The sequence below is a fragment of the Olivibacter sp. SA151 genome, from assembly GCF_054130995.1.
This window is the reverse complement of sequence record NZ_CP096391.1, coordinates 5,231,068-5,249,496: the sequence shown is the minus strand read 5'-3', so window position 1 is coordinate 5,249,496 and position 18,429 is coordinate 5,231,068. Positions and strand designations below refer to the sequence as shown.

Genomic DNA, 18,429 nt, shown 5'->3' with positions numbered 1-18,429 from the left:
ATGTGGTTTTCTTACCAGACCAGACCATACCAATTAAAACTAAATTAATGAAACCATGTGTAGGCTTTTTTTAATCTTTCTCTGCGCTCTAATCGGAATGGGAACCGTGTCGGCGCAACAAAAACGAACAATTTCAGGTGTAGTTGCGGATGAAATAACTGGACAACCCTTACCTAGCGTTACTATATCGGTGGCTGGGAAACAACAGCGAACAAAAACGGACGCAAAGGGAAAGTACATACTTGAATTAGAACCCTCTGACCGAACTCTAACCTTTTCGTTGGTCGGCTACGAAACGCAAACCCAAACGTTTCAAGAAAATCGAACACTACTTAATGTACTGTTGAAAGAAAAAAAGGAATTATTGAATGAGGTTGTGGTAGTGGGATATGGTACCCAACGAAAAATCGAGACGACGGGTTCTATTGCTTCCGTAAAAGCTGATGAGCTGACCCAGATGCCGGTTGTGAATGTGGCGCAAGGACTTCAATCGCGGGTTTCAGGTGTTCAGATTAATCAAAATTCAGGCTCGCCGGGAGGAAATGTGAGTGTACGGATACGGGGAACGAACTCCATCAATGGTAATTCGGAACCGCTTTATATTGTAGACGGAATACAGATTTCAAACAGTGGGGGTATTAATGATGTCAGTCCGCTTTCTACGATTAACCCGAATGATATTGAATCAGTCGAGGTACTGAAGGATGCTTCGGCTTCTGCTATATATGGTGCGCGGGCGGCGAATGGCGTAGTACTGATTACTACAAAAAGAGGCAAAGAAGGTGCTACCCGCATTGCGCTGGAGAGTTACTATGGGATACAGAAGGTAGGTAAAAAACTTGATCTATTAAATGCGACTGAATTTGCTACATTAGAGAATGAGGTGTTTAAAGATAATTATTATCCAGATCCTGCATCTTTGGGTGAGGGCGTAGATTGGCAGGATCTAATTTTTCAAAGTGCTCCTATTAATAACCAACAGTTAGCTATAAATGGAGGTAACGAAAAAACACAGTTATCGCTATCCTTAAATTATTTTAAGCAGGATGGAATTATTGTGAATTCTGATTTCACACGTTATTCGTATCGCTTAAATGTGGATCATAAAATTAGTGATCGCCTGAAAATAGGAACGAGTATTTTAGGTAGTTATTCTACGAATAATGGTGTTAATGCGGGTGCCGAAACATTAGATGGTGGCGGGGTGGTAACCGGAAGTGTTTTGGGAGCAGCTGTTGGTGCTCCGCCAGTATTGCAGGCGTATAAACCCGACGGTTCAGTATTTCCATTTGGCGAGCAAGGAAATGGCAGGTATAGGGAGGTAGTAAACCCGCTCAATTTCACCGAAATCTTACAGCGAAATAATATTAAAAGGACCTTGATCAATTTATTTGGCGAATATACGATTTTGCCGGGTTTGGTTTACAGAGCCTCCTTTAATTCGGATATTGAGAACCGTTTATATGATAACTACTCTCCCTTGTCTATTTTAAATGCTGCTGATATTAATGAGAATTCGGGTTCGGGGTCGAAGGAAAATCGCGACTATCTTAACTTGCTACATGAGAGTTTATTAACCTATACAACTAAAATTGGTGAAGATCATTCCTTGAAATTTACGGGTTTGTTTGCTACGCAAACAGAAAAATATAAAATGAACAGGATCAGCGCAACGGGCTTTCCAAATGATGCGACGGCAAATGAAGCTTTACAGCTTGCTTTAAACCGGACGGTATTGAGCGAAAGAACGTCGCAAAGATTGGATTCTTATATGGGGCGGGTTAACTACGGATTTAGAGACAAATACTTTTTGGATGTTACAGCACGTGTGGATGGATCAAGCAAATTTGGAGCTAATAATAAATACGGCTTTTTTCCCGCTATATCCGGCGCCTGGCGAGTAATTGAAGAACCTTTTCTAAAGGATATAAATGGGATATCTGATTTAAAACTCCGCGCTAGTTATGGTATCAGTGGAAATGCTGCGGGTATTATACCCTATCAGTCGCTCGCAACGGTAGCTTCTAATGGTGGCTATAATATGAATCATACATGGCTTACCGCGATCGGGCCGATGGGTATTGCGAACCCAAATTTACGCTGGGAAAAATCGAAGCAATTGGATATTGGGCTGGATCTTAGCTTATTTAACAATCGGCTATCGTTTGTAGGAGATTATTATCATAAACGTACAGACGATTTACTATATGTGCTGGCCCTTCCTTTATCTTCCGGATATCCTACCATGACGGGGAATTATGCATCCTTGGAGAATAAAGGAGTAGAACTGGCGGCGAATGCGACAATTTTTGAGGGCGATTTCAAGTGGTCGGTAGCGGCTAATGTGACGATAAACAGAAATAAAGTGCTGGATTTAGATGGCGGCGTGACACAGGAGCGGTTCATTACAAATTATACACTGCTCAAAGTGGGTGAGCCGCTTGGTGTTTTTAAAACCTACGTCTTTGATGGAATCAACCAAAGTGCAGAGGAGATTGTTCCGGGCTACGATGGCCGAGTAGGTGGGCATAAAGTAAAGGACATCAACAATGATGGAATTATTAATTCGAATGACCAAATCATTACAGGAAACCCTAATCCTAAATTTATTTATGGCTTCTCTACCAATTTAAGCTATAAAAACTTCGATTTGAGCGTATTCTTATCGGGAACACAGGGCAATGATATTTATAACATCAGTAGACTGTCATTTGAAAACCCCATCGGGCAGCGGAACCTGTTTAAAGGAGTGGTGAATCGTTGGACACCGGAGAATCACAGCAATCAATATGTCAGTCCTTTCGTAGGGGGAAGATTACCGATAAGCGATTACTCCATGGAAGATGGCTCTTACCTACGCTTACGTAATGTGACTTTGGGATATAGATTGTCAGGACTAAAAGGTGTATTGAGTGATCTGAGAATATACGTAAGTGGCAATAATCTTTTTACAATTACTGATTATTCGGGTTATGATCCGGAGGTAAACACTTTTGCAGGTTCAAACAAGGAGATTGGGGTTGATAATTTGGTTTATCCGCAAGCCAGATCATTCATAGCGGGTATTCAGGTGAATTTTTAAGTGCTCTCTAAAAAGTAAACAGATGAACCCGACACGAAGGCTCCATCTAACCATTAAACCGTCGGAGGCAGCATGAACCGAGTGAACCGAACGAAGTGAGCTCACGAATACCTTAGAATACCAATTTAATGAGTAAACGAGCTCATGAATACCATTGAAAATAAATACTTATGAATAATGCCTTTAGAAACATGCAATAATGAATAAACAAAAATGTAAACAGATGAAAACTTTTCAATATAAAAAACTTTGGAAATTATTGTCGGTATTGATAATAACTTCTACCTATACTTCCTGCAGCATGGAGGAAGATGTCTATTCTTCTATTATTACTGAAACTTTTTACAAAACAGCTTCGGATGCTGAGAAAGGTCTTCTCGCAGCCTACGGCGCCATGGGAGGTTTGTATTCGGGGCCGGCCGCAACCTTAGTGCCCGATCTGAGCAGTGATCAGATTTTTCCGCGTGCGGTAGTGGGTCGAAATTCACTGACTCTTTTTACGCTAGATCCAACGTACACGATTCAGCGAAGTCAGGGCAGATTAAATGAATCGCCACAGCAAATCTGGACCTCCTGCTACAGTGGTATTGAACAGGCCAACTGGGTACTTACAAAGGTGCCGGAAATTACCATGGATGAAAATAGGAAAAAGCAAATTTTAGGTGAAGCATATTTTTTGCGAGCATTTTACCATTGGATGCTTACAAAGAACTTCGGTGAAGTTCCCATAAAGATTAACCCTAGTGTAACGGAGGCAGATGCTTATACACCTAAAAGCGCAGTGTCGGATGTGTACAGTCAGATATACAGCGATTTGGACAATGCGTATGCCGCAGGTTTACCTTCCTACCCGTCGATAGTGCCCGGAAGGCCCTCGCGGGAAGCTGTTTATGCGCTTTATGCGAAAGTGGCATTGTATAACGAAGACTGGTCGACTGCACTGGAAAAAGCACAATTGGTAATCAGTTCGGGAACTTATTCGCTCATACCGAATGTGGTAGATTTATACGCGTATACAAAGGAGGAAGATGCGCGAAAGGAAATGATCTGGTCTTATGAATGCGATCCTATTTCGCCGGGAAATGGCCACCAATTGGTTGGACTTTGCGGTCCATCGGGTAGTGCGGGAGTAGAATATGCCCGTACATCTTTCGGTTCTATGTTTGCGTATATGTCATTTTTCAATTCTTTTGACCCGAGCGATCAAAGAAGGCGGTTGTTGGATACTACTTACTTGAATAGGGATGGAAAATGGGTTCCGCAAAGGAATATTTCGCCTTTTACGCCGCAAGCAGTTTTAATTAAAAAATACCAGGATCCGGTGTCTACAACCGGAACGATTCGGAATATTCCCATTTTGCGCTTGGCCGATGTGTATTTAATTGCAGCGGAGGCAGAAGCAAAATTAAATGGGCCAACAGCGCTGGCTTACTCTTACTTAAATGCTGTTCGTACGCGCGCTGGCCTGCAAGAGATAGCGCCTGGCTTAGGAAATGAAGGTTTTATTGATGCGGTAATACAAGAGCGAGCATGGGAGTTCTTTGCGGAAGGCGATCGCTGGTATGATTTGACAAGAACCGGTAAATTTATGACGGTTATCCCGACAGCAACAAACGATGTGTATCCGCAACGGAACGTGCAAGCGAAATATCGGTATTTTCCCATTCCGCAGGATGAAATAAATGCTAATGATAAGTTGGTGCAAAACCCTGAATGGAATTAAGTGATGACAAATTGAGAAAAAGAAATCCCTATGAATGATCGCCTATTTATTTGTATCAGCTTGGTTCTTCTAAGTTTAACCGGCTTTGCTCAATCTAATGTAGATTTGGAAAATGAGTATCTTAAGTTGCAGTGGACGAAGACAGCGCAGGGCTATCGGTTGAATCAACTTATTTTAAAAGATGGGCAGCACGCCGATTCGGTAGTTAATACGCTGGGCGAATACACGATATTGTACAGCAAAGATGTACCAGATACAAGCAGTCCTAATGGGCAGGCTTATCAAATTAATTTATTTAAAGCTTATCCGCATAATTTGAAGATGTGGAAAGAGGCGCTTCAGCCAGTTCCCTTAAATACGGCGGGTAATCCGATTTCGTTTTTTCCTGAAAAAGTTGATCGGGTTGGTGGGAAACTGCGCTTTAAGCAGGATACGGATGTACTTTCCTTGGAGTCACTATGGCAGTTAGACAGTTCGGCGAAAGACATTTTGGTGGAGATACGCCTTATGGCGAAAAAGGCTGGATATTATGCCATAGCGAGCCCAACACTGTATCCGATAGAAGAGCAGCATTTAAAATGGGCGATCCTTCCGGGTTACTTCCAAGGAAAAAAATTGGAACCAAATTTAATGCTGGCATACGGTTACGGACAGGGTATACCAGCTAAACCGGTTATTGTGCGCGAGCGGGTCGCTAGCACCTTAGCTCCGCTCGTGCAGCAGCTGAATGGTCTAAGTTTGGCAGTAATACCGGCGCCGGGAACAGGAAGGGATCCTTGGGAGTCGGATACCATCACGCAACGTAAATGGCGCTTGGGCTTGTCTTTAATGAACCGTACGGGGCAGCTTTCGCCTACCTTATATCATCCCGTTTTAGGTGAAGATAGCTCCTACATGCATGCGGGCGAGCAGCGCGTTTTTCGATTTAGATATGCATTAAATACGGATAACTGGTTTGCGCTTTATAAGCACGCAGTGTATGATATTTATCGGTTCAAAGATTTTCTAGCATTAAAAAACACGAATGAATCACTCACCCATCGCATTGGTGCTATGGTTGACTATCTGAAGAATGAATCGACTTCTCTTTGGAACACCTATGATTACCAGGGATTAAAAATAGGCGCACAAGCATACTTAGGGCCCATCGCCGGATCCGACCGCGACGCAGTTAAGAATTCAGACTACGGTGCGATGTGGATGACGGCCAAGTTAAGCGGTGATACGGTACTTCAAAAAGAACGACTTCCTTATGCGCGCAACTTTAAATTGGTTCAGCAACAGCAGGATACCGGCTTTTTTCAGGGCGCTGCAATTGGCCAGTATTACTTGTGGAAAGGCAAGCGTTTTACCGAAGAATGGGGCGACTACGTGGAACCCATCGCTCTGACTTATTATACAATGATTGATCTCGGAAATATACTGTTATATCAGCCGCAAGACGTGGAACTGTTAAAACGCTTGCAGGCGGGCGGAGATAAGTTGTTGGATTGGCAAAAGGCGGATGGACGATGGGAAGTTGCTTATGATCGTAAGACAACGCATCCGGTGTTTAAGGAATTGACGGACCGACGACCGACTTTTTATGGATTAGTGGTTGCATATCGTTTGCTGGGCGACAAAAAATACTTGGAAGGTGCTAAAAAAGGCGCTGATTGGTTGATGGAGGAAGCGGTAAATAAAGGTTCGTTTTTGGGGGTTTGCGGGGATGTGCGTTTTGCACCGGATTTTGCAACAGGCCAGACAGCGCAGGCATTTCTTGACTTGTATGACATCACTAAAAAAGAAGCTTATCTAAATGCGGCTATCGAAACGGCCCGTTTGTATACAACTTCTATTTATACACACCCCATTCCCTCGAAGACAAATAAGCATGTTAAGGGAACCGAGTGGAAAGACTGGCAAATTAGTCAAGTTGGTTTAAGCTTTGAGCATGGTGGAATCTTTGGTTCTGCTAATGTCTCCGGTCCAATTTTATTGGCCAGTCATGCGGGTATGTTTGTGAGGATGTTCGAACTTACGAAAGATTCAATTTTTATTGATATGGCACGTGCTGCGGCATGGGGAAGAGATGCATTTGTTGATCCGGCTAGTCACGTTGCTTCTTACTATTGGAGTACGATGAATGCAGGACCCGGACCGTTTCCGCATCATGCCTGGTGGCAGATCGGATGGATCATGGATTACCTCCTTTCGGAGGCTTCCTTAAGAACGAATCAGCTGATTGCTTTTCCAAGAGGATTTCTAACCCCTAAAGTTGGCCCTCATCAGCCTTATGGCTTTGCAACAGGCAGCTTGTTTAATGAAGAGGTGGAACTACATCTTCCAAAAAAAACGATCCGGTTAACGAATGAGAAAATCGACTATTTCTGCGCCAAAGGTATCGCGAACGATACCTATTATGTTGTGTTGATGAATAACAGCACAGAAGATCAACAGATAGAGTTGACTACCGACGGCCTATATGAGCATAAGCTAGGGAAGCCAACCGGAAAGCTGGTTTTGTTAGATCAAACAGGGGTGGTTTTGCGCAAGAGGGCGCAGATAGAAAATAAGATAGCTATGCACATTCCAGCCTATGGTTTAAGAGTAGTAAAACTTGATTGACAAACCTCCCAATGCATAAAAAAGCGCTTATGCGTTTTATGAGTGCAAAAATATAAATACAAACGAACTAGTTATTTACGGATGAAATCAATGATAAATCGAAAGTTAACAGTCTGTTTTTTGTTTGCGGGCTTATTGTTTTTCAATAAGCTTGCAGCGCAGATGCTGAATCTTGCTAAAGGAAAGCCGGTTTCCGTTACTCCTAAAATTTCTGATAATCCTGGCGAACACTTTGTCGACGGGGAGGATGCCACCTTGTTTTATGCTTACCCGACAGCTCCTATTAATAGAATAGAGGTGGACTTGCAGGGGACGTTCAATATTGATCGTATACTTCTTAGAGGTTTTAAGGGAACAGATACCCTTCGGATCTTTACGATTAACGTTTCTGAAAAGAAGGAGGTTTTTGTTAATGTACTGCCAGCGAAAAAGCTGATAACGTTTACACCGGTTACTGCCAGTAAGTTAGTAGTTGAGTATAAACCCAAGAATAATACGGTGATGGGTGAATTAGAAGTCTTTGCTCACGAGCGGCAACCCGTAATGGTAAACCAAAGTGGTTATAATACAGGTGCAGTAAAGCGGTTTACGGCCCCACTTGCTGCGAATGGAACACCCTTTGTTATCGCGAAAGCGGATGAAGACAAAATGCTGTTTGAAGGGGTAATAAAAAATAAAATAGGTGATTTTACGGCCTTTAATCCAAAGGGCTCGTCCAGTTATAAAATAATTGTTAAAGGGCAGGATGTAGGTGTCTCTTTCCCTTTTACAATAGCTCCCTATTTAATCGAGCGTGTTTCCTATAAACCAGCCATACAGTTTATGATAGATGATAGGTGTTGGTACGGAAATACAAACAGTTTTAAACCAACGGTGCAAGATGCAGGTTGCCCTTTTCTAGGAATCGCTTGGCGGGATAGCCATCAATTTTCTTTTGAGTTACAAGCCTTAATCAACCTGTATTTCTCGAATCCTGACGCCTTTTCGGTAGATCGCATGCCCATTGAAGGACAATATATTGGTTTGAGGAAAAGGCTCCCTGAAAATACGCCGGAAATTGTTCGTCTCATATATTATGCAGTAGACATTTACTTGAGGGGAAAAGTGAATCATACCTTATTAAAGGAACAATTGGCTTATTTCCTATATGCATATCCGTATTTAAGTGAATATATACCCAGAGAGGTATATGAAGAAGCAAGGGACTATGTGTTTGCTATCTGGGAAACCGCTGACAATAATCGATGGCGCTGGCATGATATTGAGCATAGTGCCAATCTTTTTCAAACTTATACCATTATGGGAACGGGTAAGGGGCAGTTTCCTCCAGGGCACTCAATTGTGCCAAACCTAATGCTGTTTGAAGTCGCTAAACGCGAAGGAAGAAGGGATGCTATACGCTACTGGGATGCAGCGATGAAGCAAACGCAGTGGATTGTTGACAATGTGGATTGGAAGGATCCTGCAACTACGAAAGGACAACGAATGAATGAGTACGTAACGATGCAATCGTTGGGTTATTTTTTAAAACAGTATCCCGATAAGGCACCAAAAAAGTTGCTTGAAAAGATAAGGTTGTGGGCTGAGGTGGCCATCTCACGTTCGGATAATATGTGGGACTTTAGAAAATATAAAGAAGATAAATGGGTAATCCCTGATATTAAATCGGCCAACGATCCGACGTTTAATCCGAATGGTAGTTTTAATGAGCCCGGTAATATTGCTGGATTTCCGGTAGCTGCTTTGGTTGCAAAACAGGTGTTGACTGACGAGAAGCTGAACAAGCGATTAGAAGAAATAGCGGTAGGACAGATTGATAATGTGTTTGGTAGAAATCCCGCTGGCAGGCATTATAGCTACGATGCTTGCACTGATTTTGAAGGGGCCGACCTAGGTTGGTTTCAGGAATATGAAGGCGGAGCAGGCATGTTGCAAACGGTAAGAGGGGTGTTGGATGGTTCACCGAAGGAGGATGTATATCCGTATGATTCTTACGGAGGAGATCCCGGCCATACGGAAGGTTGGGTCACTTTTAATACAGCCTGGATGGAAGGGATTGCCTATCGGAACTACGATTTAACGAAATTGAGCGTAGTTGGCGAATCAAAAAATAAAGAACTCCTAGTGCAACTGGCTGTACCACTGAACTTAAATCCTTTGGTACAAGAACGAGCCGAGATACGGGTAACTAAAAATGGCAAGGATGAAACGACGCTGGTACTGGAAGAGGAAGGAACAGATGCCTTGTATTTTAAGAAAAGATTGAAGTTGGAAGAGTTACCATACCAAATAAAAAAAGGTGATGTACTTACTTTTTCTTACGGTTTGGCACATTTTAGTAAGGAAGCGGCTATAACTATTGATTGATTTATAATGAGGTTGAAATTTTGTTACATTTTCTTATTGTTGAGCTGCGCTATATGGAAAGTGGAGGCGGCTAAGTACTTGTTTTTAGTGGCCGGCCAAAGCAATAGTGTAGGAAAGGGCAATGCTTCTTTAGCTCCTGCTATAATGCCGGGAGTGGCTTATGAATATGTTTACCAAACTGACTCATTAAGACCGCTGATTGATCCCGTGGGTGCTAATGAGTTGGATTTTGAATCAGCAAGCTCAGGAAGTGCCTGGCCCGCTTTTGCTGGTACTTTTTATCAACTTACGGGCGATACGATTGTATTAGTGCCAGCTTCCAGAGGAGGGAGCTCCTGTCATGAAAAAGCCGAACTGGATAATTATGGGACATGGGCGGTTTCCGGAAGATTGTTTAATAATGCTTTACGCAAAGTAGAGGCCGCTATGAAAAAGACCGGCCTGCCACTTAGTGGTATTATTTGGCTACAAGGGGAGAGAGACGCTAATGCGATTAATAGCGGGAAATTAGCGCAAGCAGCATACGAGCGAAGTCTTAAAGAACTGATCGTACGATTTAGAACAGCCATGCATGCGAGTACGCCATTTTTTATAGTTAAAACCGGTTATTACAATAACCATCCGAGATTGGGTTTTGATCAGGTACGGGTCAGTCAAGACCACGTAGCTAAACAGATGGATTCGGTGTATATCGCTTTTGAAGGAACAAATCTTTTTATAGACAGCGGTTTAATGACGGACGAGATTCATTACAATCAAGAAGGCTTGAATAAAGTGGGAGATTCATTGGCGTTTAAGGTTGCCAACAAGCTCGGTATAGCTGAGCAGAACTTGCCTAAAACAGGAGCACTACAGATTAAGGGGATTGACGAGTTTAAGTTGCGAAAGGGAGCGGCTAATTTTTTTAAAAAAGCCAGGGAGCGAAAAAAGCTACGTGTGGGATATATTGGGGGAAGTATTACACAGGCAGATAAAGGGTATCGTAAACAGACTACAGAACTTCTTAAAGTGTTATTGCCCAATAATGAACTTGTTGAGCTAACAGCAGGAATTCCTGGAACGGACGCTGATTTAGGAGCCTGCCGAGTGGCCGACCAATTATTGTCAAAGCAGCCGGACCTCGTTTTTATAGAGTTTGCTGCAAATGGTGGTTTTCCGCAAGGAATGGAAGGGATTATTCGGCAAATTAAAAAAACTGATCCTCAAATCGATATCTGCTTGATCTATGCAGCGACGGTAGGACAACTAAAGGCCTACCAAGAAGGAACTATTTTAACCCATATTGCTAAAATAGAACAACTGGCCGATCACTATCAGTTGCCTTCGGTACACATGGCTTTATACCCGGCTTGGATGGTACAACAGGAAAAACTGATAGCAAAAGGTGATGCTGGAAATAAACTTGGAAAACCAATTTTTACCGAAGATGGCGTTCACCCACTACCGATTGGAGGAAACTTATATGCTGCTGCGATAGTAAGGATGTTTCGTGCTGCACTTGAGCTTTTTTTGTCAGGAAAAGAGGCTGCGCCTGATTTGCCTTCTGCACTGTATGTTGATAACTGGGAGCAAGCGCAATGGATAAGCCCTCAAGAAGGCGCAATATTTTCGGATGATTGGAAAGAGATTCCGACTACCGGAAAACTGCAACAGTTTGGCGTGTGGTTTCCTACAGTCATGACGGCCGATCAAGCGGGAGCCAGCTGCACGATCCGTTTTGAAGGAGATGCTGTTGGTTTATTCGATATAGGGGGGCCGGAAGTTGGACAACTTAAGGTGACGCTGGATGGCAGAGAAGTGCAACTGCTTGTTGATAAAGGTGTGCGTTACAACGTTGTGTCTGAAGGGCAAGCCGTACTTAACCGATTTAATATCAATTGTAACAACCGTTACAGGGGACAGTTTTTTATGTTACAGACCTCACTTGGAAAACATGAGGTGACGTTTCGTATAGATAAAATAATACCTGACAAAAGGGAGATTTTAGGAGCAGATCAACTAGATGATATTACCGCGCATCCGGAGAAATATGCGCATGCTCAAATCTACATAGGAAAAATTTTAGTAAAGGGTGATATTCTAGATGAACCGTCCATGTTAAAAATCGCATTTCCATCACACAGGACAATGTGAATTTTTAACATGGTAAGCTCCATCTGACCGATGGAATAAAAACCGCTTTGCGGTTCATGAGTGCCAATAGTAAAATAGAATTAACGAATAATTATTTACAGATGAAAAATAAAGGTCTTTTGTTTTTATGTTGTTTCGCCTGCTTATTTGCGAAGGCCACAAACTTGCCTGATACATTATTTATCAGAAGAGATCACTATACTTTTTTTATCATACCCCAGGGCTTGCGCTATGGTATTTTATTAAACCGGCAGCACATTGAGGCTATATCGCCACACGCGCAAGCCGGAATCCGTTTTGCAAAAGGAGCGGAAAGACCTCCACTTCCTGCTAATGCGAAAAGAATATTAAAACAAGAGGAGAGCCTGTTGCAGTTGGCTGTTGAAAATGAGCAAAGCATGAAAGCGCGATTGAGTGTTTTCTTTGATACAAATTATGTTGCCTTAAAACTGCAACCGTTTATATCCAATCAAATGGATAGCTTGTTTACGATCGATTTTTGTACCGCTGCTGCTAGCCCGGCCTATGGCTTAGGCGATCATGGAGGTTATGGAGACAACATGGCCATTCGTAATTTTATAGAGGATGATTTTGGCAATCGGGACAATGGGCATCGCTTTATTTCTACGTTCTCTATTTTTCCACAAAATCAATTTGCGCAGGTTCTTTTCGAAAAGCGAACAAAACGGGTAGCGATTAGCGATAGAGAAAACCGTTTAGGTGCTGTAGGTGTTAAGGAGGCTAAAATTTATTATCTTCTTGGTAGGCCGAGAACGATCTACAGTAGTTATAAGCAACTAAAAATTCAGGAAGGATACCCAGATATTAAACCAAAATACCGTTTTTTCGAATTGGGGTATGAAGCATTTGGCTCATTGGGATGGAATACTTTTCAGCATTCGGTGCAAGAAGATTTGGATCATTATTTGAAAAATGGGTTTGGACCTAAATGGGCCGTGGTAGGTTCGGGGTTTTGGAAAGGAGAAAGAAAAAATCCAAGTGAAGGCAGTACAACAAGTTTTGGTATATGGGATGACCTGAAGGAAGGAGGGAGAAAGGATGGATTGCCTTCTCCGAGATACCCCGATGTGAAAGGCTTTAAAAAGTTTTTTGCTGAGCGGGGAATAGATTTATTAGTGGGATTGCGTATTAATTTTAAAGCTCCTCGGCAATATCAGGGTAACTTTTATGAGGCCAATGATGGGCCTTTCACCTTGCAGGGTTTGGATTCAAGCTATTTTGTGACGGATGCCGCGATGAATCCGGAGACCTATAAAGTCGTTTTTCCGCAGGGAAACGTGTTTTTGCTAAATGGTGGGAATAGACGAGCGATTGACTGGTACGTGAGGGGCGCAGACAAATGGGGAGTGAAGGGATTTAAGGAAGATCTCATGTTATTGGACGGTGCCAAGTTAAATAATGACGCCAAGGTTGATGAGGTGAATCGGGCCTTGATTGATAAAGAATACTTACTAATGGCCAGAAACGGAGCTTATGCTGTGCCTGGTGATATTTTACGTCTGGAGGATACCCAATATGGTCATGACCAGGATCGGCCCCTTATTAATGGATTGAATTATGCTGCAAGTGGTGTATCTGCTGTCTATCTAGATATTGTGGCGGGTAAATATTTAAAACTGCCGCTTACGAACGATCAAGAACTATATTTTGCCAGAAATGCAATGCTGGCAGCTGTAAGCCCGGTGATGGCGATGGGACTAGGTCCATGGAATATTACAAATACCCATTATAAGGATGCAGTCAAGAAAGCAGCGGATTGGCATACCCAATATGCGCCTTATCTCTATAGTGCGGCAGTTAAAAGTTTTAAAGAAGGTTATCCGTATACGATGACACCGTTGCCAATTGCTTTTCCTACAGATACAAATACGTATTATTTAGCGGGGAAGGAACACCGGCAATATGCTTGGATGTTGGGTGAATCCTTATTGGCTACTCCAGTGTACGGAAATGATTATGCCACCGCTACTTCTCGGGATGTCTACTTGCCTGCAGGGAGGTGGATAGATTTTGAAAAAGGGACCGTTTTTAATGGGCCTTGTACATTGCGGGAATATGAATTCCCTACCGACAAGTTACCTCTATTTGTAGGTGGGGACGGAATTTTAGTAAGGAAACAAGGCGATGCGTTTTACGCAGATATATATCCGGTATCAGACAGAGCATTTTTGTATGATTTCTATTTTCCGGATGGCAGCGGAAAATCTACTGTTAATAAAAGAGGAAAAGGCATCATCAAGGAAAATGTGAGGGTGAAAGATCTGGCGGCGAATAAAGAGGTTGAACTGGAAGCAAAGCATAAAAATTTAGGTTGGTCCTTTAGGCTGCTGCCAGGACATCGATATGAAATTTACGAATGAAGTTTCCACGGCAATAATAGGAAAATGTTTAAAAAAGGATTGGTGAGCTTATAACCATTTAGGGATGCGATTGAAACAAATAATAAGAAACGAAGCTACCGACAAAATAAAATTACATATCAATAAATATTAACAGATGAAGTTTAAAGAAGAATTCGTAGCAGCAGGAAGGAATAAGTATGTAGAAGTACTAAAGGCTGATCTTGTTATAACTGGTGGTGGATTGTCCGGTGTTTGTGCAGCTATTACGGCGGCGCGCAAAGGCTCCAAGGTGGTGCTTGTACAAGATCGCCCCGTACTTGGTGGTAATGCCTCCAGTGAGATCCGGTTGTGGATATTAGGGGCTACTTCTCATATGGGTAACAACAACCGATGGAGCCGAGAGGGAGGGGTGGTTGATGAATTATTGGTGGAAAATACTTACCGCAATCCGGAAGGAAATCCTGTTATTTTGGATATGATTCTTTTAGACAAGGTGGCTCAAGAACCCAATATTACCCTATTGCTGAATACGATGGTATATGAGGTGGAGAAAGATGGGCCCGATCATATTTCGGCGTTGAAAGCATTTTGTAGTCAGAATTCCATTGAATATCAGCTTCAGGCACCGTTGTTTTGTGACGCTTCCGGAGACGGTATTGTTGGCTTTTTAGCGGGCGCAGCCTTCAGAATGGGGGCCGAAAGCAAAGAAGAGTTTGGTGAACTGATGGCTCCGGGAGCTGTATACGGAGAATTACTTGGTCATAGCCTATATTTTTATAGTAAAGATGTTGGTAAGCCGGTTAAATTTATACCGCCGTCATTTGCAATGGATGTAACGAAAGAAATTCCCCGATTTAGGAATTTTAATGCCAAAGAATTTGGATGTAAATTGTGGTGGGTAGAGCATGGGGGCAGAATGGATACGGTGCATGATAGCGAGAAAATAAAATGGGATTTGTGGAAGATTGTCTATGGTGTGTGGGATTATATCAAGAATTCGGGAAATTTTCCGGAAGCTGATACGATGACCTTGGAATGGGTAGGTGCTATTCCGGGGAAAAGAGAAAGTAGAAGGTTTGAAGGGGATTACATGTTGACACAACAGGACTTAGTGGAGCAAAGAAAACATGAGGACGCCGTGGCTTATGGCGGATGGTCTATTGATCTACATCCTGCGGACGGCGTGTTCGGCGAAAATAATGCTTGTGACCAGTGGCATAGCAAAGGAGTTTTTCAAATTCCTTATCGCTGCCTTTATAGTCGTAATATTAAGAATTTATTTCTGGCGGGACGAATTATCAGCGTAAGCCATGTGGCTTTTGGAGCGACTAGAGTGATGGCTACAAGTGCCTACGTTGGGGAAGCGGTGGGGATGGCAGCTGTTTTATGCAGACAGTTCGAATTAAATCCGGCGGCACTCTTACAGGAAAAAAAAGTAGACACACTACAACGGGAATTAATAAAGATAGGTCATTATATACCGCATATAAAGCAGGCTGATCCCTTAGATTTGATGCAGCAAGCGTCTATAAATGCTTCTTCTGTGTGGGAGTTTAATGGGTTTGATGCCATAGATGTTCAGTGGAAGCCCTTATTTATTGCTGCTGCCCAATTGTTGCCTATACCCAGTGGTAGGTGCCCATCGTTTAAAATAACCGTCAAGGCTACTCGTAATACTACATTAGTGGTGGAGTTGCGAAAAAGCAGCAGAATAGGGAATTTTACGCCGGATATGCTGCTGACTAGTCAAACGTTCGACTTGAACGAGGGAGAGCAACTATTGGAATTAACCTTTGACCTGACGCTGGTTGATCCTACATACGTGTTCCTTGTGTTTAAAGATAATCCGAATATTTTACTTCCTTATACGGAACAGCGGGCTACGGGATTGGTTGCTGTTTTTAATGGGGTAAATAAAGCCGTGTCAAATTATGGAAAGCAAATCCCGCCTTTAAATATGGGCGTTGACACATTCGAATTTTGGTGTCCGGCGCGGAGGCCGGAAGGGCAAAATATATTGTTAAGCGTCTCTAAAGGATTGCATATTTTCGATCCTAGGTTTCTTATAAATGGTGTAGATAGACCAACTGTTAGAAGCAATGCCTGGGTTGCGGATCCGACAGATCCCAATCCATCCATCGAGATTGTTTGGAATAAAAAACAAAGGATAAGTAAGCTGGTCCTTTTCTTTGATACGGATTTTGATCATCCAATGGAATCGGTACTAATGACCCACCCGGAACGCGTGATGCCTTTTTGTGTGAGAGCGTATAAGATTCTAGACGATAAGGAAAATACTATATATGAAAAACAAGATAATTTTCAAACGATCAATGCTATATTATTCGATGGTTCCGTGGAAACAGAAAAATTGATTGTTAGCATGGCACATCCTTCGAATAACGTTCCGGCAGCCTTATTTGGAATACGCTGTTATGCTCAAAGATAATTGTATTTAACAAATAAAGACCTAGATTGTGATGAATAACATCGATTATGTAGTAATGGCTGTATTTGCCCTTCTGATTTTATGTATTGGAATGGTGTTTACTTATTCAGGAAGTAAAAATACATCGACTTTTTTTGAAGCTGGGGGGCAAACACCGTGGTGGATTAATGGCCTCTCCTTATTTATTAGCTACTTTTCGGCTGGTACTTTTGTTGTATGGGGATCAATTGCTTATCAAGGAGGCTTCGTGGCTAATGGTATACAGTTAACCATGATGCTAGGTGGGTTGATAACAGCAATTTTTATTGCTCATCGATGGAAGAAAACAGGTGCGCTTACTGCCGCAGAATACATCGGTGTTCGTTTCGGGGTAAAGACGCAACAATTTTATACTACTTTAACGTTATTGTATAGCTTGTTTTCTGTGGCGGCTGTGTTATACCCAGTTGGGAAGATGGTAAATGTTGCTTCGGGGATTTCTATTGAAGCCAGCGTGCTTATTATTGGAGGTATTATTATTTTATACACAGCTGCGGGAGGACTTTGGGCCGTTTTGGTAACAGATGTGGTGCAATTTGTAGTTTTATCTGCCGCGGTATTAATTGTAATTCCACTGGCACTAAAGGATGCAGGGGGTATCCAGACATTTGCCTCCAATGCTCCGGACCATTTTTTTGACTTTTTTAACAGTGAGTACAGTATAGGATTCTTTTTTGCTTTTCTTTTATATCAAACTATTTATATAGGAGGAAACTGGCCCTATGTGCAACGTTATACCAGTGTTTCCAATGAGAAGAATGCGCGTAAGGTGGCGTTTTTATTTACAGGGTTATATTTGATCTGTCCGTTTATTTGGATGTTACCTCCCATGCTTTACCGTGTGATTAATCCCAATTTACAGGGCATAGAAGCGGAAGGAGCTTATATGATGATGGCACAAAAAGTGTTGCCTGCAGGCTTAGTGGGCTTGGTGCTTTCAGGAATGATTTCGGCTACGGCAAGCAAAGCAAACACTACACTGAATTTAGTTGCAGTGGTTTTTGCGAATGATGTTTATAAAAAAATTTTTTTTCCGAAGGCTTCTGACAAAACCTTAGTATGGGTTGCAAGAGTCTTCACTGTGCTTTTTGGATTGCTAACAATGGTTATTGCTATTCTGATACCTAAAGTTGGCGGAATTGTTGAAATGGTATTGAGCACGGCGGCAATAGCTGGCGGTTCACTCTTCGCTCCCTTGATTTGGTCATTATTTTCTAAGAAACAGACCGCAAAATCGATTGTTTTTGCATCTATTGTCAGCTTAGTGGTAAGCATATGGATGAAAATAGGCGCACCATTTATTATGGGTATAAGGTTAGATCGCTTTCTGGAAACTTGCCTCGGAGTAGGTTTGCCCTTAGCTATTTTAGCACTATTTGAATTGATCAACCGAAAGCAACATTATGCGGCGTTTTCAAAAAAAGAGGAATCCATACATGAGTATAACGAGCGACAAGATTCTGTGAAGCAAAATATATTCGGTATAAAAGTTATTGCTTTTTCGATAACACTTGTTGGTTTTGGAATCGCTTTATTGGGAATAGGAGCTGATGATGGTTTAGTAGCAGTGATTGTTGGTGCCGGAATTATGTTAGGAGGTGGTGCCATTTGGAAATCCATTTTAAGTGCTCTATGAAATTTTATGCAAATTACCATGGTAGAAAAT

Annotated in this window: 8 protein-coding genes; all 8 read left to right on the top strand. The window is 42.3% G+C overall.

The window, feature by feature from the left end; translation table 11 throughout:
* Positions 1-97 precede the first annotated feature (97 nt).
* The 8 genes from M1D52_RS21410 to M1D52_RS21375 all read left to right on the top strand — a co-directional run bounded on the left by M1D52_RS21410 (position 98) and on the right by M1D52_RS21375 (position 18,399).
* Entirely contained in the window at positions 98-3,082 is a 2,985-nt protein-coding gene (locus M1D52_RS21410) for a SusC/RagA family TonB-linked outer membrane protein (RefSeq protein WP_437393490.1), read from the top strand.
* 223 nt (positions 3,083-3,305) lie between these two features.
* Complete coding sequence (locus tag M1D52_RS21405) at positions 3,306-4,805, top strand: RagB/SusD family nutrient uptake outer membrane protein (RefSeq protein ID WP_041388106.1); 1,500 nt, start codon at positions 3,306-3,308, stop codon at positions 4,803-4,805.
* A gap of 30 nt (positions 4,806-4,835) precedes the next feature.
* Positions 4,836-7,412, top strand: a complete 2,577-nt coding sequence (locus M1D52_RS21400; RefSeq protein WP_437393489.1) for a glycerophosphoryl diester phosphodiesterase — start codon at positions 4,836-4,838, stop codon at positions 7,410-7,412.
* A 90-nt stretch (positions 7,413-7,502) separates the two neighbouring features.
* Positions 7,503-9,779 carry an early set domain-containing protein gene (locus tag M1D52_RS21395; RefSeq protein WP_437393488.1) on the top strand — a complete coding sequence of 759 codons (2,277 nt, stop codon included), beginning with the start codon at positions 7,503-7,505 and terminating at the stop codon, positions 9,777-9,779.
* 6 nt (positions 9,780-9,785) lie between these two features.
* Entirely contained in the window at positions 9,786-11,912 is a 2,127-nt protein-coding gene (locus M1D52_RS21390) for a sialate O-acetylesterase (protein ID WP_437393486.1), read from the top strand.
* A gap of 56 nt (positions 11,913-11,968) precedes the next feature.
* A complete protein-coding gene (locus M1D52_RS21385) occupies positions 11,969-14,293 on the top strand; it encodes a hypothetical protein (protein WP_437393484.1) in 2,325 nt (774 codons plus the stop codon).
* Positions 14,294-14,429: 136 nt separating this feature from the next.
* Entirely contained in the window at positions 14,430-16,724 is a 2,295-nt protein-coding gene (locus M1D52_RS21380; protein WP_437393483.1) for an FAD-dependent oxidoreductase, read from the top strand.
* A 31-nt stretch (positions 16,725-16,755) separates the two neighbouring features.
* Positions 16,756-18,399, top strand: a complete 1,644-nt coding sequence (locus M1D52_RS21375; RefSeq protein WP_437393481.1) for a sodium:solute symporter family protein — start codon at positions 16,756-16,758, stop codon at positions 18,397-18,399.
* Positions 18,400-18,429: the final 30 nt, after the last annotated feature.

What these genes read in the sequence shown, in the direction of transcription:
- M1D52_RS21410 (WP_437393490.1), top strand. Translation starts at nt 98, where the DNA reads ATGGGAACCGTGTCGGCGCAACAAAAACGAACAATTTCAGGTGTAGTT.
- M1D52_RS21380 (WP_437393483.1), top strand. Translation starts at nt 14,430, where the DNA reads ATGAAGTTTAAAGAAGAATTCGTAGCAGCAGGAAGGAATAAGTATGTA.
- M1D52_RS21395 (WP_437393488.1), top strand. Translation starts at nt 7,503, where the DNA reads ATGATAAATCGAAAGTTAACAGTCTGTTTTTTGTTTGCGGGCTTATTG.
- M1D52_RS21400 (WP_437393489.1), top strand. Translation starts at nt 4,836, where the DNA reads ATGAATGATCGCCTATTTATTTGTATCAGCTTGGTTCTTCTAAGTTTA.
- M1D52_RS21405 (WP_041388106.1), top strand. Translation starts at nt 3,306, where the DNA reads ATGAAAACTTTTCAATATAAAAAACTTTGGAAATTATTGTCGGTATTG.
- M1D52_RS21390 (WP_437393486.1), top strand. Translation starts at nt 9,786, where the DNA reads ATGAGGTTGAAATTTTGTTACATTTTCTTATTGTTGAGCTGCGCTATA.
- M1D52_RS21385 (WP_437393484.1), top strand. Translation starts at nt 11,969, where the DNA reads ATGAGTGCCAATAGTAAAATAGAATTAACGAATAATTATTTACAGATG.
- M1D52_RS21375 (WP_437393481.1), top strand. Translation starts at nt 16,756, where the DNA reads ATGAATAACATCGATTATGTAGTAATGGCTGTATTTGCCCTTCTGATT.